Origin of the sequence: Kordiimonas aquimaris (assembly GCF_025574485.1) — a bacterium.
GTDB classification, from domain to species: Bacteria; Pseudomonadota; Alphaproteobacteria; order Sphingomonadales; family Kordiimonadaceae; genus Kordiimonas; species Kordiimonas aquimaris.
On the sequence record NZ_JAOBPO010000004.1, the window covers coordinates 315,156 to 337,748 of the forward strand.

Consider the following 22,593-nt stretch of genomic DNA (forward strand, 5'->3'; position numbering starts at 1 on the left):
TCGGTTATCACTGTTTTTTTGATGTTATTATTTATTCAGCCGCTGTTGGTTGGTTCACACCTAAATGTGTAGTTTTAATGTTTCCGCTCGCTAATTGCAGCAGACTTGGCAGCAATACAAGCGTGAAAATGGTCGAGACACTCATACCGCCAACAATGGCGGCTGCCATTCCGCGGTATATTTCACTGCCGGCTCCGGGAAACAGAAGAAGTGGCAGCATACCAAACAAACTCGTCAACGTGCTCATGAAAATAGGCCTTAGGCGCAGACGTAAGGCTTCATGAACAGCTTCTTGCCGGTTCATTCCCCGTGTTTGTGCTTTGCGCGTTTGGGCAACCAACAAAATTGCGTTGTTAACAACCAGTCCTAGCAGGATAATGAAACCGATCATGCCTAATAGGTCCAGGGATTGGTACTTGATCATGTTGATAACAAATATGCCAATCATGCCGCCTGCAACTGCTGTAATGATGGTGATCACAACCATGAAGGCATCTGATACAGAGCGGAATAGACCGGCGAGTATCAGCATCAGCAAAACAAGAGCAACGCCAAAGTTCTTACCCAGTATAATGAGTGCTTGTGCAAGATCATCGGCACTGCCTGCGTATTTAATAGAGGCATTCGGCGGTAAGCTTGCAAGAAGCCCTGGTTCAATTTTTGTTCTAAGCTCGGAAATCAAGGTATCAAGTGACATACCTTCTGGTGGGTTAACCAACAGACTGTATGTTCGTACCCTATCAACACGCACAATCGCATTTGGACCGAGTGCCGATCTGATATTTGCGAGCTCTCCCAAAGGTACTATACCACCAAGCGGGGTTTGTACTGGCAACGCTGATATTTTTTCTGGTGTATCGAAGCGTTCAGATTTTAGATAAATATCTAGCCGCTCTGTGCCATCAAAATATTCCCCAAGCCATGACCCTTGACCCAATTCGAGAATAACCTGCGTTAAGTCAGCACGGTTCCAGCCTACCTCGGCAAGCCTTACGTCATTTGGTTCAAACCGTAACTCTGTTGTCTCGGCAAAAGGATCAGGTTGCGGATTTGCAGATGCGCCGGGTATTTGCGACATAACCATGCCCATGCCTTGCATGGCAGCATTTCTTGCAGCCTCCAAGTCTGGAGCACTGATGCGCAGCTCTACACTGTTTTCATCACCAAAGCCGCCAAACAGACTGCGCCTTAGTGTGAAGCCAAACATGTCCGGAATGCCTGTAATGATTTCGGTTTGAACGATATTTTGCAATGTCTCTATTTGCGTTCCATCTTCCGCGTTTAGCGCAAGCCAGCCGCCCGTTGCGCCTGGGAAAGACCAAAGGAAATAGTCCCTTACCTTAGGCTCTTTTGCGCCATTTAAATATGGCTGAATTCGTTCATCCAGAACTTGAGCGATTTCCGTATCCGCTGTCTCGACATTGGTGCCGGGCGGGAAAAATAAGAAACTGTCTACAGTGTCCCTTTTTACAGGCGGCATGTAATCCAGCTGCGGCATTAACAGGAAAAATAGAGTGAAAGATGCCCCGACTAGACTAATTATCCATGCCATCCGCTTTACTGTGCTGTTTGTGAGGGACATTAATCTATCCGACATGCTCTCCCACACGGTTTTGCGATCGCTGGTGTCGGGAAGTTTGCGCATCCAGAAGCGGGCCATCGTAGGTAACACGGTAATGGCTACCAAAAGCGAAACGCCAACGCCGATAGCGATTGTTAGGGCCAGATCAGCAAACATCTGCCCAATAGCGTCTTTTAGAAACATAATAGGAATAAAAACAGCTACGGTTGTTGCCGTGGAGGCAAGCAGTGCTCCCCAAACCTGAGTGGTGCCGAGGTTGCTCGCTTCTTTAGGTGTTTCGCCGCGTTCACGCAGCCTGACAATGTTTTCGAGGACCACTATGGCTGCATCCAGAACCATGCCTGTCGCGAACGCAAGGCCTGCAAGCGAGATTACATTAAGTGTTCGACCAGTTAGATTGAGAACAACAAAAGTTGCCAGTAACGATAATGGAATTGCTATTGCTATTAGTAGGGTCGCACGCCATTGGCGTAAAAAAAGCCATAAAACCGTGATGGCAAGCAACATACCGATCAACAAGTTACTACCAAGCAGGTTAATGGAACGGTCAATGTATAGACCGGGGTCAAAACTATATTGCGCAACAAGGCCGCGTTCCTTGAATTCATTAGCATTAAGTTCATCAACTCTGGCTTTGACTGTGGCTAATGCTTCCAAAACATTTGCGTCATTGGTTTTCGACACGCCGAGCCTGAAGGCACGGTTACCATTTTGGTAGATAAATCCATCAGCACGACCAGGTCCAATTTCAATGCGTGCTATATCACCCAATTTTATAGGGAGACCGTCGCGCCATTCGAGGATCAGGTCTGCAAGTTCATCTGCATCGTAGCGTCCTTCATACCTAACAGTATACTGCCTGCGTCCAACATCAACCATGCCGCTGGATATGTCAGCTGAACGCCCAATACGTGCTGGAATACGGGCGATGTCTATGCCTAGTTCTGCAGCGCGGTAAGGATCAAAAATGATCTGAAGTTGTTCGCCGAGCCCGCCGTTTCCATCGTCAAACTGGATCTCAGATACACCGTACAGAGACTGTAGTTCTGGTTTGATTACGTCACGTAGATATTTGATGTTTTCTGATGTGCGCTGTTCCGTACCTGGTATTTGTTGCACATAATATTCAATAAGTTGATCGTTTGCATCGCCCCACTCACCCATCATGACTTGCGGTTGTTCTGCATTGGCAGGCAGGGGGCGCAGGCGATTGAGACGACTGATGATGTCTATCAGCGCACGTGTCATATCTGTTTCGATAGCAAATTCAAGCTGCATGAAGCCAAAATTCGGCATATTCCACGACATCATCTCTGTCATGCCTGGTGTGCCTTGAAGTACCTCTTCAACAGGTACGGTGATCTCGCTCTCTAATTCTGAAGGAGAGGCGCCAGGCCAGGTATTTATCACAGAAATTATCGGTTTCTGGATTTGGGGTAGCAGCTGGGCAGGTAATTGGAATATGGATGCAATTCCAAGCAGCATTATTACAGCGGCAACAATTGCAACAGCGGCCGGATTATCTATACTTTGGCGTGTTAATTTCATGCCATCACCCAATCGATATCAAATAGAAACCTACACATACAAACACCTTTACGGGGCGGTATATCAATGTCGATTGGGACAAACGTATATTGACAGGTGACATTATTTAGCTGAAATGCGCTGATTCAGTCACACTAACTATGGTTTGTTTGCAACAATCATACGTTTCGAGGTTTAACTCTTGCTGTAACCATGTCTTGTAAAAATGGGTTAAGTGTTGCTTTTTTGCGCAAGTAAAACCGTTGCATAGTCACATTCTGGGTCTTCAGCTACAAATTCAACAATTTGCATGTTATGCGTTTGTAAAATGTCGCTGTATTCCTTTGGTGAAAGGCTTGCGTGATATATTTGGTCCCCGCATACGTGCCCAACCTCTTCACCGGATTTTGGACCAACAGTTAACATAAGGGCCCCGCCGTTAACCAAATGCACGGCAAACCGATTGAGCGTCGTGCGTTGATCATTGGCTGTTAGGTGAAAAAAGCTATGCCACCCAATAATACCGTCAAATCGCTTATCAAATTGTAGCTCCCGCATATCCAAAATGTGCCAGTCATTCTGCGGGAAGCGTTGTTTAGCTATGTTGATCATCGTATTTGAGAAATCGACGCCTGTAAGCTCATGACCTTTCTCAATAAAATACTGAGCAATTGGCTCACCTGCACCGCAACCAGCATCCAATATATGAGCCTTTGGCTTGATCAAGGCTTCGAAACGTTTTAGCCATTTTCGCTCAAATAGTGATTTGGACCTTTCGGTATCAAATTGCTGACCGTGGCGGTTATAGATACCCTGTGTTTTTGTTGCCAATGTAGCTTCAAGGTTATCCATAACGCCTCTCTCTGTAATCCTAACTCATTAACTTCATGGCTTAAAAGCGTTACATTTAGCTAGCTTAGGCGAGGGTTGATCCCGGTTTCCGATTGCTATTGTTCATCTGTTTCCGTTTTAGAAACTGGCGTAACAAAGTTTGCCTTTTCCTTGTCAAACATCTGCTCTCGAAGCCAAGCTAAAGCGTGTTCAGTGATTGCACGCCGTGTTCGCGGCTTTGAGGGGCCATGTTGCATGCCGCCGTATACAACCATTCGTGCGTCTACTCCTTTATCAAGCAGTAGTTGGCGAAACTGGTAACCATTAGCTATAGGTACACGTTGATCATTCTCACCGTGTTGAATTAACACGGGTGTTTGGGCGTTCTCGATGTATGTCACCGGTGATGTTTTTGCGTACACAGCGTCATCAGCCAGTGGCGTCGCGCCGAAATATTCGGTCGTGAACTGGGTAATGTCGGTATTGTAATAATATGTCCGCCAATCACTGATACCAGCTCCCATGATAGCTGCTGTACAGATGTCAGAGTATGTTGCGAGCATTGCTGAGATATGACCACCTTGGCTCCAGCCCAGGCAGGCAACACGGTCTGGGTCAACCATACCGTTTTCAGTTAACATCTTGACGCCTGCGATAATATCGCGGGCAGGGCCGATACCAAGGTTTTTGAGGTTGCTGCTTTGGAATGCTTCACCATAACCTGCACTGCCGCGGTAGTTGGTTTGTAAGACCAGTGCGCCGCCATTTTCTGCGGCCAGTACGTCAGGGTGGTATATGGAACGTGCAGCGCTTCCCATCCAGGGTCTGTCAGTACCGGTTGGCCCGCCGTGCGTACGCACATACAATGGGTACCGTTTGCCGGTTTCGTATCCCACGGGTTTTGTCAATACAGCCTCAATCTCAAGGCCTTCATCAGACACCCAGGTGATAAGCTCTCTGGTTGGTTTTTCCAACTCGACAGTTTGGGCCGAGAAGTTGGTTAGCTTTGTAATTGTTAACCCTTGGGCTGTTGTGACTTCTGTAATGCCGTTGCTGGCAGCGTTGAGAAAAGCAGTGGCGTTGCCATCATAAGATATGCTGAAACCATATGAAAAATTATCCGGCGAGCTAACACGGTTAACATTTTCGGATTTGGTGTTGATTTGAAATAGAGCCAGATCTGTGCGCTCACTAGCGCTGAACATGATGGTGTCGCCGTCGAACCTTACGATGAAGGGGTCATAAGTCTGCATCTCGATGGTTTTAGCGTTCCGTCCGTTGGCATCGCGAATAACGATATCGCTGAGCGTGGGAAAACCGGTTGCGTTGGTATATGCAAGCTTGTTGCCGCCTTGGTGCCATACTGGGCGTGATTTTACGCCGTATGCATCATCAATCAGTATAGGTTCACCACCAGTAGTGTCCATCACATACATGCGGCCCTTGAGAAGATCAGCAAGGTGTGGGCTGGGCCATGTAGCGAAAGCTAGTTGTTTTCCGTTCGGCGAAATTGCGTATCCAGTAACAGAGAAGTCCCGTCCATCGGTGAGTTGTTCTGGTTCACCGTCAATTCCCATATCTGCCGTTATGCCAACGCGCCATATATGCTGGTATCCGCCATCTTCGCGCACGACATTATAGTCGCCGTAGCGTTCTTTGCGGGCTTTCATCAGGTCTTTATTGTCAGGGCCAGCGGTGAAATAAAGCGTGCGGCCATTAGGCGCGAACCGCAGCGAGCTAATGCCTTTGATGTCCAGGGCAGCCATTTTGGCTTCGCCGCCAGATGCACGCATAAAGCCAAGCTTGCCTTTGCGCATAAAGGCGATCCACTGACTGTCTGCGGACCATTCAATCTCACCAACAGACTCTTCTCCGTGGGTTAATTGCACCGGCTCGCCGCCATCGGTACCAACAACCCATAATTGGCTCATGTCTTTATTGTTTTTAAAGTCATTCTCAAAAGTTATAAACGCTACATGTTTACCGTCCGGCGCGATATAAGCATCGCGAACGATGGTGAGACCTAGCAATGTATCAAGCGTATCTGATTGCCCAGATTGATCTGCTCGCGCTGTGATTGACAGTGTGAAAACTGCTACTATTAAGCTCAAAAGAACCGAACGCATGATAATTCCCCCTCGTTTTGTTGTTATTTTCGACTAAAAACTGATGAAAACAACCTATTTAATTGCATTTTTAATAGCATTTATAATTTTGCCCAAACCTTCGCCGCCAACACCGGGGGCACCTCCACCTGCGTCAGGCCACGATGAAAACACCGCAACAACGGTATTTGTGGACGGTGAAATGTCAATTACCTGACCATGTACACCGCGGGCCTGAACAGTGCCTTCGCCGTCCCCGATACCCCATACAAATGACCGGTAATACGGGTTTGTACCGTCTGCTTTGTATCCGTTCCATGTAGGGTCGCCAGGTTGATTGAAGATATCCTCGATCCACTGTGCTGGGATAACTTGCCGATCCCCGACTTTGCCACGATCAAGCATCAATTGTCCGATGCGGGCATAGTCTCGAAGTGTTGACGTCATGCCGCCGCTTGCTAGTGTGAAACCTGATACATCAACGGTAATATATGCACTACGCTCTGCGCCCAGTGGTTTCCATAGTCGCTCAGAAACCAAGTCTGCAAAACGCTTTCCTGTTGCAGCTTCCAAAACCCATGCAATGACATCTGTTGTGCCGGATTTATAGTTGAAACGATCATACCTACTATCGTCACGCCCTACATTTGGCAGAAAGTTGTAGTTACCAACAACAGGCGTGTCGGCGCAGTTTGGTCCAGTAAGTAATCCGTCAGCACAGTCTTGCCGTCTTACCGTGCTATCGGGCGCACTGTAATCCTCGTTCCAGTCTGATGTGTCCCGCATGTCAAGCAGGGTGCGCAGGCTATTGTCGCCCCAACCGGTTTTCGCGAGTTCCGGCACATAATCTGCTACGGTTTTGCTTAGGTCAATCAAACCACTGGCTTCAACACTGGCGGCCGTTAACCCTGTCACCGTTTTGCTGGTTGACCACATCAGATGCGTTCGCTCAGGTGTGAGTGTGCCATCATATAACTCTGCGATGACACGCCCGCTCTTCATGACAACAATGCCATCAATATATTGCTTTTTCATTGCTTCAGACAAAGCCGTTGTTTTGCCATCAAGCTCGATCTTCAGGTCAGTTTCAGCCGTTTCAATACCCGTCATGGGTCTTATATTGAGACTGTCGTTAGGAATGTCCTTGGTAGGCAAAATTTCACGAATATGGGTATAAGCCCAGCGGTTTAATGGGCCAAATTGCCATGTGGCTCCCGTAACACCTTCTGGCCTCGCATCATCTATATTTTCCGAATAGGCCGCGACCGTCGCTGTGCTTATTATTATGGCTGATAATAGTAATTTATTCACGGTGCATTCTCCGTATCAATGATCGTATTGTGTTTTATAAAAGCCAAAAGCCTGCTGCCAGGAACACTGGAAAAACAATGATTGTTCTAAGCGTAAATATAATGGCCAAATGCCCAAAATTCAGCGGTAAGCTAGAGCGTAGAATTATGACACCGATTTCAGCCATGTAAATAAGTTGAGTGACAGACAGGCCAGCAAGGACAAACCGCGTCAGTTCGCTATCAATGTCTTTTGCCACCAAAGCCGGCATGAATTGATCGAGAAACCCGACAATGAAACCGGGTGCAGCAGTTTGAGCTTCCGGTAAATTGATAGCATCCAGTATGTAGTAAATTGGCAAACTGAGCGTACTGAAAATTTCGGTGTGAACCGCCAGAATAGTGGCAATTGTGGTAATCGCCATTGCAGGCCCAATAACGCCGAAGACAACATCCAAGCTTGCATACCAGCCATTCTTGATGAACTGGATTGGCCCCGGGGCGTTTTCAGCACGCCGCATTGCGTTTTGAAGACTGGTCGTGAACAGGGACGCTTCGGGCATTGTGTCTTCATGAATTTGCTTGCCAACACTGCCATTATATGTGTCAGGAATGCGCGCAAGCGGCGGTATGCGCACCGTGATAACAGCACAAATCAGGCAGGCTGCAATAACAACAAGATACCATGTGAAAAACAAATGACCCAAGCCTGCAACTTCAGCGATAGCCAGACTGAAAGGGATAGATACAATAGAGAAATTGGTGGCAACGGACGCTGACTGCCGTGCGGAATAAAAGCCTTTCTCATATTGGTTTATAGTGATCAGCATACCAACTGACGCAGCAGACACCAACGATGCGGTGGCATCAATGGCGGCACGCCCGGGCAAGTTGAACAACATCGAAAAGGGTTTGCGCAGTAATACACCTACAAATTCCATGAATCCGTAATCGGTAAGGAAAGGCATCAGCATGCAGGCAACCAGCAAGATGAAAAATACTGCCGCGCCAATCTCGATGAAAACCGTCTGGCCGGTGGCTATGCTCCAAACGAATTCAGGGCCAATCTGGAAGTAAACCATCAAGCCGATAACCGCACCTAAAGTGCGAATGAAAAGCCATGCGGGAGTTGCGTGAAACGCAGCATATAGTGATGGTTGTTCTTCCTGCCAGTTTGGTTTGAATATAACATATATGCCGCTGCCAACTGCACCGAGTGCCACAACACTTACAATGAAACCCAACAAAATTGGCTCCAGTGGTGCACGCAGAAAATCAGTAATAATTGCCATCAAAATGGTTTGCTTGCCGCCATATGTTATAGGCGTCAGAAAAAGCAGTATGCCAATAAGTGTTGGCAGTAAAAACTTTAGTAACAGCCATATTTTGCCGTTGCGGATTACTGTGTCACTTGACGCCATTTTGCGCTTGCTTCCGCTAAAACAGGATGATGGCCGCACCAACAAGAACTGGTATGGAAACAAGGGTGCGAATGACAAATACCTGAAATAGCTGGAACACGGTAATTGGCAATCCAACACGCATCATCACAAGGCCGGTTTCCGACATGTAAATGAGCTGACTTAACGACAAGCCCGCCAGTATGAACCGCATTGGTTCGCTTGCAAGGTCGCCAGCGATTACTGCAGGTATAAATTGATCCATGTAGCCAAACAAAAAGCCGATTGCGACACGCGGCGCTTCGGCAACATCAAATAGTGACAAAGCCCATGCAATGGGTGTTGTGATTATTTCGCCCAGCGGCGAATGGAAGGCAACAATTGCAGACAATGTGGCAAGCGCCATCATTGGACCTAAAACACCAAATAACTGTTCCATAAACATCAGGCTACCGTCACGGGCAAGTTTGCGCGGGTTCGGCGCTTTAGCGGCAGAAATGAGGGCACTGTCCATACAGCGTGAAAGAAGAGACTTATCTTCGGATGCATCGTGGGAATGAGAATTATCAATGCCGTCTTTATAGGTATGAGCAATGCTCGAAATAGGGGGTATACGCGGCGTTATAACGGCGCAGGCAATACACACAACAATAGCGGTCAAATACCACGGGAAAAACATATGACCGATCTTGCTGACATCAGCAATCACGAGCGCAAACGGCAATGAAACAACAGAGAAGTTTGTCGCAACAGTAACGGCTTCGCGGCCTGTGTAAAACCCGCGGCGGTATTGTTGTCCGGTCACCAATACACCGATGTTGGATGATGAGATAAAAGATGCAGTTGCATCAACCGCCGAGCGGCCCGGTAGCTTGAACAGTGATCTGAATGCAGGCGCAACGAACGTACCGAAAAACTCCATTGCACCAAACTCTGTGAGTAGTGGCATAAGGAAACATGCAGGAAACAGGACAATTGCAAAACCAATGCCCACATCGTTGAACATGGCAATACCAGTGTCATCAAGGCGGAATACTTCAGGACCGACATTGTACAGAACCATCACACCAATGGCAGCACCGATCACACGGAACACAAACCATCCAATAGACGTGTCGCAAATGGCATACAATACCGGATGTTTTTCTTGCCAGTCAGGCTTAACCACAAGCGCATAAGCACTACCAATGGCTGCGATAATGGTAACCCAGACAACAATATCAAGAAGGATGAAGCCAAAGGTTTCCTGCATCCATGAAGAGTAGATGCCAAACAAAATGGTCACGCCGTCGTCTGTGGGGAAGGGGGCAAGAAACAGAATAATCCCGATAACAGATGGAATTAAAAACCTTAGAAAGGGCTTTAAACCTTTGGTCTCTATAGGTGTTGTTTCTGCATCGCTCATTAGTCTCTCCCCTGACTTTGGAAAACCCTAGCGGATATGATCTTAATTGTCATGTGTGCTTGTGAGGAAGGGGCATAATATGTGTCCTCTATAGGCAAAGGCTTTTGTTCTTTAAGAAATTTTTACATTTAGTGTTAATGATATGTTTGATTTTGGGGTGATACGGAAATTGAAAATGAGTACAGATTTGAAACCACGTTACAAGGTAATTGCAATAGGGTTGTCTATTGTTATCGGTATGACACAGCTCTCTCTTACAAGCAGATCAAACGCACAGTCTCTCGAATTTACCTTTGATGTATATACGGCATTTGTACCACCTTACGCACAACCTGAGCCAGACAATAAGGTTAGCGGCACACTTGTTTCTGTTGTCAGCGAGTACATGAAAGGCCGGCAGTTAAACCATAAAATAACATTATTGCCTTGGTCAGCCGCGTACAGGCGCACGGAACTTAATCAGCATGCGTTGCTGTTTCCAGTGGATAGGACGCCTGAACGTGAAGATGCATTTCACTGGATTAAGTCATTAGCTGTTGCTGAATATTATTTGTATGGAATAGCCGGGACTGATCTTGCTGCCGTTAGTCTTGACGAAGCTATTGCAAGTGATGGTCTGGTAACATGTGGGACAAATTCCATTCAATGCCAGATACTGACCACGCAAGGTTTTGAAAATAAATCTATTGTGCGTATTGAAGATGCTTCGGTTCAAAAGCGATATGAGCTGATGATGAATGGGCGTAATCAGTATACTGTATTTGACCCTAAAGTTTATGAGGATCTAACAAAACGTCATGGTTTGGACCCGAATAAGCTGGTGAAAATGCACAAAATTAGTGAGTTAAACTCATATCTCGCCGCTAACAAAGATATGCCCACCCATGCGCTTGAAAGCCTGTTTAATGAACCAGATTAAGTGCAGTATCCAACCTTTCATGAAGGGTTTGTTGCCTGCTTAGTTGTGGCTTTAAAATCAACTCTGAGTATGCACGGTAACGTCCCAGATTATCAGCAAAATCGTTAATGAAGGAGCGTTTGCCACGCATCGCTTCAAAGTCACAGAAGGCATCACTGCCAGCAGCGTCGTTTGCTTTCAACTGGATAAGCTCAGGATGAATGCGTGATAATAACAATCGGTCATTTCTAATATTATCCATCAACAGCGATGATTCCATGCCTGCCTGACTAAACCGAATTATTTTGGTTCTCAATTCGTCATCGCCAATCAGAAGAATGCGACCGGTCGACAACATTTCATCGATGGTTGGCATGGGCACAGTATCACTGAAATAAATATGCGACCTATAAAGCGCTCTGCAATGTCTTTGTTCCATTGGCTTTGCAGTGTCTTCGCCAATGAGAAATTGCCCCACTTCTTGAAGCCGTTCATACCGGGACAATTCGTTTGTGATAACGCCGATACCTAAGTTGCCTGATGCATTATGACCAGCTTGAATCAGGTCTTCAATTTCACTGTGAAGCCTTGTGAGGTACTTCTGTTCAAGTGCACCGTCTTTACGGCTTTCATTCCATTCAGTGACTTGCAAGCCGAGGAAAATACCGATCACCACGATGAAAATTTCAACAATCACCGTAAACCAGTTTTGTTCGCGGATCGCGTCTGCCAGTTTCCTCAGGATCATTGGCTTGTCTCCGACAGACGTATCTTCAGGTTTTCCATGGCGACCACTTCCTCGCGTGCCGTATCTATGGCGCCTGTTGTGCGCCCAAGATTGCTTATCAACTTGTTTCGAATGGCAGGAGTTGCACGGATAAGCGAAAGATCACACACCACTTCAGAACTAATAGATAGATTGCTATTGTTGGAAGTGTCTGGTGAGGTACGGGTTAAGGTGCGCGGGAAGGCGTCTGGGTAGTTGTCGATCAAATTGGCAAAGTCAATACGAATGAGAGCCAAGTTTGCGGCGGCTCTTTTTCTGGTGTCACTGAATGCCAGCAACGTGTCTCGTAGGTTTTTATCTTTCAGGGTGCGGACCCCGCCTGTAGACAGGATTTCGTCAAGCGTTGCAAGCTGTGAGGTGGTAAAAACAATAATGTGCGATGCCCATGCAGCGGTGCATTGCTCGTCGCTCATATGCGCATTTGGATCAGTATCCTGCACCACAAAGATTGCACCTTCGAGCGCTTTGCGCTGCGTATCAATTTCCTCAATCCATGCGTTTTTAGTCTCAATCGTGGTCGTTAACTCACTGAGTAATTGAGACGCAAGGCGGCGTTCCTCAACGCGGTTTTGCCGCTCGTTGTTCCAGGTATCAACCTGCAGGGCAACAAGCACGCCTGTGATCACCAGTAAAAATTCGATGATGACCGTAAACCAGTTCTGGGTGCGGATTGCATCCGCCATACGGCGCAGGATCATTGTGTTACCTCATGATTTGCTTGCAAGATGAAACCAAAACTTTTGAAGTGGTAGCGAGCCTGTGTTTTTGTTTTCTCGTCAGAGGTTTTATGGCCGGTGTACACGGCTTCAAATCCGTCTCGTACTTTCACCAATTCATCTGGATTGCTGAAGGGCACATTATGTGCGCCGTGAACGGCATTGAGGTTGGGTACTAGTGCAGCCAGTCGTGCAATTGATGAACGGTATGCGGCGAGGTCAGTTTCGTCCGCATAAAGCCAGATAGGACCCTTGTAATAGCTGTCTCCAGTGAAAAGCCTGCCGCTTTTGTGGTCAAGCAACGCGATGCTGTCAGGTGTGTGGCCGGGTATAGCTAAAACCTCTAGGGTGACGCCACCAAGGTCTATTTGACTGCCATCCTCAACGCGCATAGTTGGTGTGAAAGGTTTGGTATGATGATTGTCCACAGTGACACCTGTGGGTAAGCCTTTGCACAAGGCAATGCTGCTCGCTTCTTCGCGGACAAAAGCATTGTTTTTACCTTTCGCACGATTGTTGGTGAAAGGGGTGTCTGGTGCCAGCACGGTATCAAACTGCCAGTGACCGCCCACATGGTCGATATGGCTGTGGCTTGCGAGCACGGTAACTGGCAGTGTGGTGATTTTGTCAACGATGGCTCTTATGTCACCCAAGCCATTGCCGCTATCGAACAACAGTGCTTTCTCTTCACCGGTTATCAGATAACTGATTACTTCCTGCCATTGGAAAGGTTCGGTAATAGCGTAAAGCTTTTTACTTAATCGATAAACGTGAAACCATTCATTGCTGATTGTCTGCTTTTCATAGGCTGCCCAATCAATGCGCGGAATTTCCGCGCAGAATGAAGGCGACGTTTCAGGTGTATTTTCTGCGCATGCGGCCAGCGATAGCATCATTAGCGCTGAGATAAGTGACTGGCGGGCAGGGATGTTTCTATATATCTTTCGCAAGATCATTTGCGTGGGGTGGCTTTAATCTTGTATACGGCTGTCCAGTTTTCACCGCCATCAAATGACATTTCCATCAGCCAGTCCCAACCCTCATCAGTGGGGGTGAAAAATGTAATGCGGCGTGATGGGTTTTGTTCAGGTGAAACAAAATGCATGACGATATTGCCGTCTTCGTTTTGCTTTGCGCGTATATGAGTAAATCCAGGCGCGTTGGTAGCTGTCCATGCGATTTCCCATTGCTCTGCCTTCGAATCATAAATGCGCAGGTTGGTTCCAACACCGGGTGGTGGTCCGCCTTCAGGACCGTTAGGCATCCAGAAATCCTGCACGGCAATGCCATTGCCAACGCAGGTAAAATTCCATCGGGCACCGTTGCCTGGTAGCCAAGTTGTACCGTCTTGTTGAAGACCTTGATCGGCTATGTCCCAGTCACCGATGTAACGGCCAAACTGTTCAACCGGGCCTGTCATGCAGCCTTCATTGTTGTCCATTAATACATCGCCGAGGTCACCGTTTTTAGCATGAGTGCCCAGTGTAGCGCCAAGGGTCAGCAAAGAGGCGGCGGCAATTTTTACGTACTTATTCATTTTCTCTCCCCAGTCTATTTGTTCGCTGGCTATCTTAACTTGCGGCGTGCCGATAGCAAATTGTCAGTGTTTCATGCCATTTACGTCTTATGGTGTTAAAACTTCTTTTATAAAGCCTGCCCACATGGATGAAGCGCCAAGCGTGAAGATGCCTGCTGTTATAATGAGGTGCACTAACATGCCTAACATGGTTGCAACATGCATGCGCTCAAACTTTTTAAGATCGTAAAACATCAAGGCCGTTAAGAAGCCAAACTGAATAACAATGCCCATCGGGATTGGCTGTGGTGCACCAAAAGCGGCAGCAAGCCGAAATGTTGCGGCTAGTATCATGGCGGTACCAGCCATGACAATATAGCGTTTGTGATCATCACCTGAGGCGCGGTTGATATATGCGAGTGCATATAAAATAACGAAGCCCAACAAACTTGAAAACGAAAGATACACAGCAAATTCCGGTGCGTATGCGTCAGCAGCTATGCGGCGAGCGTATGTCTCCAACGTTACGAGTGTACCAGTGATAAGGATTGCAGCAACCAAGAGCGGACTTAGCTTGCCAACCTGTTTATGGAATGCAGCATTCTTTTTTGCAATCCATTGAGCCTGCACAATAACAAGGCTGTACCATGCCAGCATAAGTATGATGTGAAATACAATTGTCGGCGTTATAGGTGGCAGCAAGTCAGGCAGTACAATGGCACGGCTAGCAAATCCTGCAATTACAACAGCTAACGATGCGACAGCGTAGTAAAAGAAAAAACGTGAGTGCTTTAGCTTTCCTGATTTCCTGGGGGCATTTTGTTTGCGTTTAGCCACTTTGCCAACACCCTGTGCCGGATACATTTGTAGCGCTCGCCATTTTGACATCCCCCAACATTAATTGCCCCCACAACCGTGAAGGGACTATAGCAGTAGCAATCGTTTATGCAATTGGGCTGTATTGTGTATGTGGTTAGTGAATAAGCTTGCTTGCGGGCTTGAAAAATGAACAATTGAGGCGCACTTATTGCTGCCCTCTGATAATCAAGAAAGCGTAAACGTGAGACCAGCTCAAGAATACGAAGACCCAGACAAAGCTGGCGACAGCAATCATTGGCAGACTGTAAAGTCCTTGCTGCCCTATTTGTGGGCGCCGGGGCGCTGGGATTTGCGTATACGCGTTATTATTTCGTTGTTGCTGCTCGTGCTCGCGAAATTCATCGGTGTTTATGTGCCGTTTTTGTTCAAAGACGCGGTGGATGCTTTAACACCTGTTACTGGTGCGCCGTCCGTTTCAGCAATTGCACTTGCTGTGCCAACCGGTTTGATTGTTGGCTACGGCATTGCACGTGTGCTTACACTATTGTTCGGTGAATTACGCGATGCTGTTTTTGTAAAAGTGGGGCAGCATGCACTGCGCCAAATTGCGCTTTCTACATTTAGACATCTGCATAATCTATCGTTGAAGTATCATCTTGAGCGAAAAACAGGTGGTCTTAGCCGCATAATTGAGCGCGGTACGCGCGGCATCGATTTTCTGCTGCGGTTCATGTTGTTCAACATTTTACCAACACTGCTGGAAATCGCACTTATTACCGGTATTTTCTGGGTGAAGTTTGGCCTTACATATGCGGCTGTTACGTTAGTATGTCTTGTCAGTTACATTTATTTTACCGCAAGCGTGACCGACTGGCGCCTTAAGTTCAGACGTGAGATGAATAATCAGGACACCAAGGCAAACACTAAAGCTATTGATAGCTTATTGAATTTTGAAACAGTTAAATATTTCACCAACGAAACATATGAAAGTAACCGCTACGATAGTGCGCTTGCTGCATATGAAAGTGCGGCGGTTCGCAGCCAGTTATCGCTGACGATGCTCAATGTGGGACAGGGGTTGATTATCTCTCTGGGTCTCGTGATCGTTTTATGGATGGGCGGAAGCGGTGTTGCAGAAGGCAGGTTTACCATTGGTGAGTTTGTTTTGATCAACAGCCTGTTGATCCAGATATATATGCCGCTGAACTTCCTTGGGTTTGTGTACCGTGAAATCAAACAGTCTCTAACTGATATGGAGAAAATGTTTGAAGTAGTGGCGACAAACCCTGATGTGCTGGATAGGCCCGGCGCTGAACCACTTGTTGCTGAAGGTGGTGCGGTCGCGTTCAATAATGTGGCGTTTTTCTATAACGAAAACAGACAAATATTACACGATGTAAGTTTTGAAGTGCCTGCCGGCACCACCACTGCGATTGTCGGAGCAAGCGGTGCAGGTAAGTCAACAATTTCTCGGATACTGTTCCGATTTTACGACATAAGCGATGGCAGTGTAACGATAGACGGACAAGACATACGAGGGGTGACACAAAAAAGCTTGCGAGCCTGTATCGGCGTTGTGCCGCAAGACACAGTGCTGTTCAATGATACCATTCTCTATAACATCCGTTACGGTCGGCCTGATGCAACCGATGATGAGGTTTTCGAGGCAGCTCGTTTGGCACAAATTCATGATTTCATTGAAAGCTTGCCTGAAGGATATGATGCCGAAGTAGGTGAGCGCGGCCTGAAATTGTCTGGCGGTGAAAAACAACGTGTCGCTATTGCGCGTACGATCTTGAAGAACCCTGCTATTTTATTGTTGGATGAAGCAACATCGGCACTGGATAGCCAAACCGAGCAAGAAATTCAGAGTGCGTTTGAAGAAATTTCAACAGGTCGAACAACGCTTGTGATCGCACACCGGCTTTCAACGGTTGTGAATGCCGATGAAATTCTAGTGATGGAGCAAGGCCGTATTATTGAACGCGGTACTCATAAGGTACTTATGGAAGCAGAAGGCACATATTATGCAATGTGGCAACGCCAACGGGCTGTTTCAGAGGCAGAAGAAAAATTGGTTGAATTAGCCAGCGTTTAAGTAAGCACATATGCCTCGCAAAACGTCTGCGAGGCATAATATATAGTTCGTCTTTATTGTAGGACGAAAGCCTTACCGACGATTTTCCATTCATCGTTAATCTTTGATAATGTCAATGCGTCAAAGAAACGGTTAGTTGAACGAAAGAGGACCACAGCCAAGCGGCCATCAACCATATTCATGCTGATAATTTCGCCGTCACGGTCACCGCCTGCTGGATTTTCATTTGAAGCCCAAGCATTTAGTACGGTCGTCATATCTTTCCATGATCTGATGTTGTCCTGGCCATCATCGCCTTTAGTGACACCGACCATTGTGGTGTGTTCAGCCGCAAAGGCACGGAACAACCGTTCGTGGCTTGCTTCGCCCTGGCCGTGGAAATAATCGTAAACGGCGGCTTCAATTGCAGCTTTATCAGATGCTTCGTCAGCGTATGCGGTATATGAACACATTGAAATGCTAATCATTATCAGGATTTTTTTTAACACAGACTTTCCTCCATAATATGTCGTGAAGGTATATGTTATCATATAATAAAAACATCACCTATAATCATAATTGAAGGCCACTTTTCAATTATGAAAACCATGTAGTGGTGTTCAGTACTTCGGCCTTTAAGTATTGTTTTTATGGTATATTTTTCAAGAAAGAGGCAAGTCGTGTAGCCACATCACGCGGTAGAATATTTGGGCGTGCAAGGTCTGCCTTTGAACCAGTTTCAATCGGTACATGTATGAAGTGAGGGCCTTTTGTACTTAGTGAGACAGAAAGTGCGGTTTTGAAATCGTTTATGGCGATAGGGCGTGTGTATGTTAAATACCCGCACGCTGCAGCAATGCTGCAAAAGTTCATATGCTCGGACCCTGTTGGTTGCCCACCAGTTGAATCGTGAGCGGCATTATCAAGCATAATATGAACGAGATTGCTTGGTGCCTCGCGGCCAATTGTTGCGAAGGTGCCGAGCCGCATGAGTGCAGCACCATCACCGTCAAGCACGATGACGGGGCTTTCTTTTTTTAGTGCGATACCGAGCCCGACAGCGCTTGCGGAGCCCATTGCCCCTACCATATATAAATGCTGAGAACTGTCTTTGATTGTGTACAACTCGCGTCCGCATTTGCCTGTTGTTGCAACGACAGCTGCGTTGTCGGGCGTATTATCAACAAAGGTCTGCAAAACCTCGAAACGTGTCGGCAGTTTTCCAGTTTGTGGTATTTGATTACAAGAGCTTAGTTCATTGAAGGACCTGACTTTAATGTCATGGCTGTCAACAGCATTTTTGAACGTGCCAGACCGCACAAGTAAAGCAACGGGCATCCGTGTTTCGTGCATTTGTTGTACAGATGTTTGTATAACACTGGTTGCTTCGGGTAAATTTTCTGGCAGTACATGATGGGCAATGCCCATTAGGTCCAATAGCGCTGATGTTATGGCCCCCATGACTTCATGTTGTGGTTCATCAAGTTTGCCGGGCATCCCGCGCCAGCCAATAACTAAAAGACAAGGTATTCCAAAAGGATTGTTAAGCGATGTAAGCGGGTTAACGAGGTTGCCGAGGCCTGAATTTTGCAAAAACACAGCTGGTGTGCAGCCTGCGAGCCATGCGCCCGCTGCGATGGCTAAAGCTTCACCCTCGCTTGCGGCGCCGACATATGTTTGTTGCTGTGCCGCGTCTTGCATAGCCGCGCCCAATAGAGAACAAGGAACGCCTGAGTAGAAATCTATACCGGCGTTGGATAGGGCTTGGTTAAACGCGTGCCCATCTAACATGTCTAGGAGTGACCTTGGTAGCGTTTGGTTGCTGCAATCAACTCGCTCATATCAGTTAATGAAAAGACATCTTCAATTGACGTAACATCTGCATCAATACCATTCAGGGATTGTTGTTTGAATATGCGTGCGGTTATGTCTTCCATAGAGCGAATGGCTGCGCGCAGGCTATGATTGGCCCAGATCAGTGTGGACACACCTGCATTTGTTAAGGTGTCTGTCGGTGTATCTGCATATGTGGTTGGCACAACGACAATTGGTGCTTTGTTACTCCACTTATCCGCAAAGGCTAATATCTCGTGTGCAGTGTTTGATTTGGAGTGAACAAGAATAGCGTCTGCGCCTGCTTCATAATATGCTTCTGCCCGCACTAGTGTTTCTTCAAGATCAGCACCAACAACTAAGGCTTCAGTGCGGGCAACCAGCATGAAGTCGGGGTGAATTTGATTGTCTTTTGCTGCGCGTATTTTGGCGCAAAAATCATTTACTGATGCGAGATGTTGTTCAGTTTTGGCAAAAGAATTGATTTTGGGGAACAGCTTGTCTTCAATGCATACTCCTGCTACGCCGCGCTCACCTGCCTTGCGTACGAACCGTGAAAAGATATTGAAGTCACCGTAACCACTGTCAGCGTCCATTAATATAGGAATGCCCACTGCATCAATCATCCCTGAAATCAAATCCAGGCTTTGAGTCCACGTCAGTTCATTGGCATCACGAAGCCCCATAGATGCTGAGATGGTAAGGCTTGAAGCCCATAGCGCCTTAAAGCCGGCATTTTCAGCAATACGTGCGGACAATGCATTGTGTGCCTCCATCAAAAAACCGGTTTCAGGTCCACAGATGATATGGCGTAGCTGTGTCGCCAACGGTAAATGCCCTGTTATTGGCGGTGCTGTATATGTACCTGATTTTGAATGGTCTTTTGGCATTCTGATTTTGCATTCTTCACATAATTATGGGGCATAGATTTATTGCATCAATGCATGTTGTAAGTCAAAGTGACTTTAAGCTTATTGCTGTAAATGCAACGCAATCTTTCAGAGACAAGGATAATTTCATGGCCACCCCCCCATTGAGTGCTGATCTTCTTTCTCTGGATGGTTATGCGACAAAAGCGATGGCTGCACGTGCGCGGGAAATACCGGGTGTTGTGAATTTGGCCTTCGGTGAGCCAGCATTCGGACCACCAGACACATCTAAGGCAACGATACTTGACCAAGATCTCACTTGGGACGCTTTTTACCATACAAGCAAAACCTATGAGCAAAATAGAGGTATGCTTGAATTGCGTGAAGGCGTGGCTGATTATTACAGGCGCAGATACAATTTACATGTTGATCCTGAAAGGGAGGTTTTAATTACGCACGGCGGTGTTGAAGCCATTAACCTTGCGGCTCTTATCACGACTGAGCCGGGTGATCGTATCGCGATTACTGATCCAACTTATATGTTGTACCAACGTGCTTTTCGCACGCTTGGGCGACAGCCTGTTTGCCTGACAAGACCTGAGGGCGGAAGTGAATATGCTGGTATGTTTGCTGATGCAAAAAGGTGCCTGTCAAATGTTCGCTCTTTGTTGGTAAATTCACCTGAAAACCCAAGCGGTTATGTGATTGATGATGATGACTGGACTGCGGTAGCCAAGGCTGCAGAAGATAACAATACATGGGTTATTCACGACGAAGTTTATGACAGTATGGTTTTTGACCGGCCGCATATTCCAGCGCGAAAAAATGAAGCGCTGCGCGACCGTACATTAATGATCAATAGTTTTTCAAAAAAATACGGTGTTCCGGGTTTACGGATTGGTTGGTTATGTGGCCCAGCCGATGCAATTGACCTAGCGGCAAAACTGCATGATTATATGTATTTGGGTGTTAATATGCTTGCTGAACGGTTCGCTTTGCGCATGATAATGGACAAGGATGCAGATAATTGGATGGATGAAACTGCGCGCATGCTCGAGCAGCGATCCAAGCGTTTGCAGGATTTGTTAACGCCTGAAAAAGGGTTTGATTGGCCGCGACGGCCACACGGCAGCATGTTTGCATTTCCAAATGTTGCGTCGTTTGGTGAGCAGTTGGCGCCTAAATATCGCTTACATGCCGATGGTATTGGAGCAGCCGTTGCACAATACCTTATGGAAGAGTGTAAACTGGCGACCATTCCAGGGTTTGTTTACGGGCCGTCTTGTGCACAGTCTGTGCGCATGATTACCTGTGCAACTGATGAAACATTCGAGAAGGGGTGTGAAATTCTGGCGCAGTTATAAATAGGGCCATAGGGTTTACTTTTGCGTTATCTCAATACGTTTTCTTACCATGGTATCGAAGGCTTCGGAAATAGCCTCTAAGTGAGGCATCATATAGGGGAATGTTTTTCCGTGTTTGAAGCTGTGACGCATTGCTGGATTTAATTCAAAGATTAAAATTTCACCACTTTCCAGCAATGTAAAATCGAATCCGAAGAAATCCAGACCAATTAATTCAGGCAACTCTTGTAATCGTCTATATACTTCTTCCCCTATGATTGAAGCAGGATTGTTCAGGAATTTTTGCTCACGTTCAATCATCCATTCATGGCTGGCCATAAATGTTTTGCGGTTGCCGCCGTGTACATTCCAGACTTGATCTGTGTGGTAAACCACGGGGTAGAGTTGCCCATCAATACTAAAAAAGCGAATTTTGGAATAATAGCCTTCGACCGTCGCATTCTCTATAAATTCGATTGCATACACGGTGCCACGAGAGGCCATGGTTAGATATTCCTCAAGGTCAAAACGGCTGTTCAGCAAAACTGTTGAAACAGCAGTATGCGTGCCGGTTTCCCTGATGATAAAGGGGAACGTAAAACCTGCCTTTTCAATGGTGTCAGCTACAGCTTGAGGGCTAGTATTCTCGGTTGAAAAGCGTTGTGTTTTAGGAAACCTGAAACCGGGAAGGGCATTAAGTTTTTCGTAGTTATCATCTCGAGTTGTTGCAAGAACAGACGTAGGGTCATTAATAACTTTTATTTCGGGATGGTTCGCTAGATATACTTCCAGCGATTTTAACGAGTTATACTCTGTATCTGCGTCTGCAATGCTGTTGATCATTATAGCATGGTCTGTTGGTGGCAGTTTATCGTTGATGTTATCAGCAGCAATTGTGTAGCGAAATAAGTTGTATGCAGACTGATCGAGCAGATGTTGCAGCATGAAATGCCCGCCAGACCGATACCTGCGAAACCCGCTTTCATCCTTAAGTCCGAGTTTAATCTGGGTTTTATCATACCCATACATACATAAGATTGCTGGCGCTGATTCATCTGCTAGATTGCCAACTTCCAATGGGTAGTCTGCATAATATTTTGTTAGCGATGTTCGCGCACGATCACCTTCACCAACGCGGTGATAAAGGGCCGCTAGGTTTTTTTGTGCATTTCCGTCTTCAGGTGTTGCCTGAACGACTTTTTCAAGAAGTTTAATGGCGAGGACAAAATGGCCGCGACGCATTAAGGCCTGTCCTCGTTCGGCAACGGAAGCTTCTTCGTTTTCGCTTGCTAACTCATCAATATAGCTTTCGTCTGCGAGCTGGATCGCCAATGAAAACAAACCGCCAGCTTTTATTGATTCACCTTGTTGATTGAGAAGGTCTGCATGACGGGTCAAGATATCAATTAAAGTTTTACGTGCTAAACCGGCTTCTGCCACTGTGTTTGCGTCGCGAATACCAAGTGCCACATAAGCAGCAGACAGGTCACGGTCCAAAGCGGTCGGTTTTTTACCTTTGGTGATTAAATGAGAAAGCACGAATACCGCCATATTGGTTAAGTTTTGTTTTCACGACAAAACTAGACATAGGCGCTC

Annotated in this window: 18 protein-coding genes; 3 read left to right on the plus strand and 15 right to left on the minus strand. The window is 46.7% G+C overall.

Annotated elements, in window-relative coordinates:
* Positions 1 to 31: 31 nt before the first annotated feature.
* The 6 genes from OEU88_RS14550 to OEU88_RS14575 form a co-directional block, all read right to left on the minus strand.
* A complete protein-coding gene (locus OEU88_RS14550) occupies positions 32 to 3,130 on the minus strand; it encodes an efflux RND transporter permease subunit (protein WP_262695937.1) in 3,099 nt (1,032 codons plus the stop codon).
* A gap of 210 nt (positions 3,131 to 3,340) precedes the next feature.
* Positions 3,341 to 3,961, minus strand: coding sequence for a class I SAM-dependent DNA methyltransferase (locus OEU88_RS14555; RefSeq protein ID WP_262695938.1), 621 nt, complete (start codon positions 3,959 to 3,961; stop codon positions 3,341 to 3,343).
* A 95-nt stretch (positions 3,962 to 4,056) separates the two neighbouring features.
* Positions 4,057 to 6,066: a S9 family peptidase gene (locus OEU88_RS14560; RefSeq protein ID WP_262695939.1), complete on the minus strand. Its 2,010-nt coding sequence runs from the start codon at positions 6,064 to 6,066 to the stop codon at positions 4,057 to 4,059.
* Positions 6,067 to 6,120: 54 nt separating this feature from the next.
* Positions 6,121 to 7,356 carry a serine hydrolase domain-containing protein gene (locus tag OEU88_RS14565; RefSeq protein WP_262695940.1) on the minus strand — a complete coding sequence of 412 codons (1,236 nt, stop codon included), beginning with the start codon at positions 7,354 to 7,356 and terminating at the stop codon, positions 6,121 to 6,123.
* Positions 7,357 to 7,390: 34 nt separating this feature from the next.
* Positions 7,391 to 8,755, minus strand: coding sequence for a YjiH family protein (locus tag OEU88_RS14570; protein ID WP_262695941.1), 1,365 nt, complete (start codon positions 8,753 to 8,755; stop codon positions 7,391 to 7,393).
* 16 nt (positions 8,756 to 8,771) lie between these two features.
* The gene (locus OEU88_RS14575) at positions 8,772 to 10,139 is read right to left on the minus strand and encodes a YjiH family protein (RefSeq protein ID WP_262695942.1); all 1,368 of its coding nucleotides are present in this window, start codon (positions 10,137 to 10,139) and stop codon (positions 8,772 to 8,774) included.
* 175 nt (positions 10,140 to 10,314) lie between these two features.
* On the opposite strand from OEU88_RS14575, the gene OEU88_RS14580 reads away from it, so the two are divergent.
* Positions 10,315 to 11,058 (plus strand): type 2 periplasmic-binding domain-containing protein, encoded by a 744-nt coding sequence (locus tag OEU88_RS14580; RefSeq protein WP_262695943.1) that lies wholly within the window; start codon positions 10,315 to 10,317, stop codon positions 11,056 to 11,058.
* Here the strand turns inward: OEU88_RS14580 and OEU88_RS14585 are convergent.
* The 5 genes from OEU88_RS14585 to OEU88_RS14605 all read right to left on the minus strand — a co-directional run bounded on the left by OEU88_RS14585 (position 11,042) and on the right by OEU88_RS14605 (position 14,944).
* Complete coding sequence (locus OEU88_RS14585; RefSeq protein ID WP_262695944.1) at positions 11,042 to 11,785, minus strand: hypothetical protein; 744 nt, start codon at positions 11,783 to 11,785, stop codon at positions 11,042 to 11,044. The genes OEU88_RS14580 and OEU88_RS14585 overlap by 17 nt on opposite strands.
* Positions 11,782 to 12,522, minus strand: a complete 741-nt coding sequence (locus OEU88_RS14590; RefSeq protein ID WP_262695945.1) for a hypothetical protein — start codon at positions 12,520 to 12,522, stop codon at positions 11,782 to 11,784. The genes OEU88_RS14585 and OEU88_RS14590 overlap by 4 nt, the downstream gene beginning before the upstream one ends.
* Positions 12,519 to 13,490, minus strand: a complete 972-nt coding sequence (locus OEU88_RS14595; protein WP_262695946.1) for an MBL fold metallo-hydrolase — start codon at positions 13,488 to 13,490, stop codon at positions 12,519 to 12,521. The genes OEU88_RS14590 and OEU88_RS14595 overlap by 4 nt, the downstream gene beginning before the upstream one ends.
* 2 nt (positions 13,491 to 13,492) lie before the next feature.
* Entirely contained in the window at positions 13,493 to 14,077 is a 585-nt protein-coding gene (locus tag OEU88_RS14600) for a hypothetical protein (RefSeq protein ID WP_262695947.1), read from the minus strand.
* An 87-nt stretch (positions 14,078 to 14,164) separates the two neighbouring features.
* A complete protein-coding gene (locus OEU88_RS14605) occupies positions 14,165 to 14,944 on the minus strand; it encodes a hypothetical protein (protein ID WP_262695948.1) in 780 nt (259 codons plus the stop codon).
* Between the two features lie 172 nt (positions 14,945 to 15,116).
* Here OEU88_RS14605 and OEU88_RS14610 point away from each other — a divergent pair, with 172 nt between their 5' ends.
* Positions 15,117 to 16,973 (plus strand): ABCB family ABC transporter ATP-binding protein/permease, encoded by a 1,857-nt coding sequence (locus tag OEU88_RS14610; protein WP_262695949.1) that lies wholly within the window; start codon positions 15,117 to 15,119, stop codon positions 16,971 to 16,973.
* A gap of 53 nt (positions 16,974 to 17,026) precedes the next feature.
* Here OEU88_RS14610 and OEU88_RS14615 read toward each other — a convergent pair whose 3' ends face one another.
* From OEU88_RS14615 to aepX, 3 genes are all read right to left on the minus strand, one after another.
* Entirely contained in the window at positions 17,027 to 17,461 is a 435-nt protein-coding gene (locus OEU88_RS14615; RefSeq protein ID WP_262695950.1) for a nuclear transport factor 2 family protein, read from the minus strand.
* A gap of 139 nt (positions 17,462 to 17,600) precedes the next feature.
* The gene (gene aepY, locus OEU88_RS14620) at positions 17,601 to 18,743 is read right to left on the minus strand and encodes a phosphonopyruvate decarboxylase (RefSeq protein WP_262695951.1); all 1,143 of its coding nucleotides are present in this window, start codon (positions 18,741 to 18,743) and stop codon (positions 17,601 to 17,603) included.
* Between the two features lie 2 nt (positions 18,744 to 18,745).
* The gene (gene aepX, locus OEU88_RS14625) at positions 18,746 to 19,675 is read right to left on the minus strand and encodes a phosphoenolpyruvate mutase (RefSeq protein ID WP_262695952.1); all 930 of its coding nucleotides are present in this window, start codon (positions 19,673 to 19,675) and stop codon (positions 18,746 to 18,748) included.
* Between the two features lie 128 nt (positions 19,676 to 19,803).
* Here aepX and OEU88_RS14630 point away from each other — a divergent pair, with 128 nt between their 5' ends.
* Positions 19,804 to 21,018 (plus strand): pyridoxal phosphate-dependent aminotransferase, encoded by a 1,215-nt coding sequence (locus OEU88_RS14630; protein ID WP_262695953.1) that lies wholly within the window; start codon positions 19,804 to 19,806, stop codon positions 21,016 to 21,018.
* A 15-nt stretch (positions 21,019 to 21,033) separates the two neighbouring features.
* Here OEU88_RS14630 and OEU88_RS14635 read toward each other — a convergent pair whose 3' ends face one another.
* Positions 21,034 to 22,536 (minus strand): hypothetical protein, encoded by a 1,503-nt coding sequence (locus OEU88_RS14635; protein WP_262695954.1) that lies wholly within the window; start codon positions 22,534 to 22,536, stop codon positions 21,034 to 21,036.
* Positions 22,537 to 22,593 lie beyond the last annotated feature (57 nt).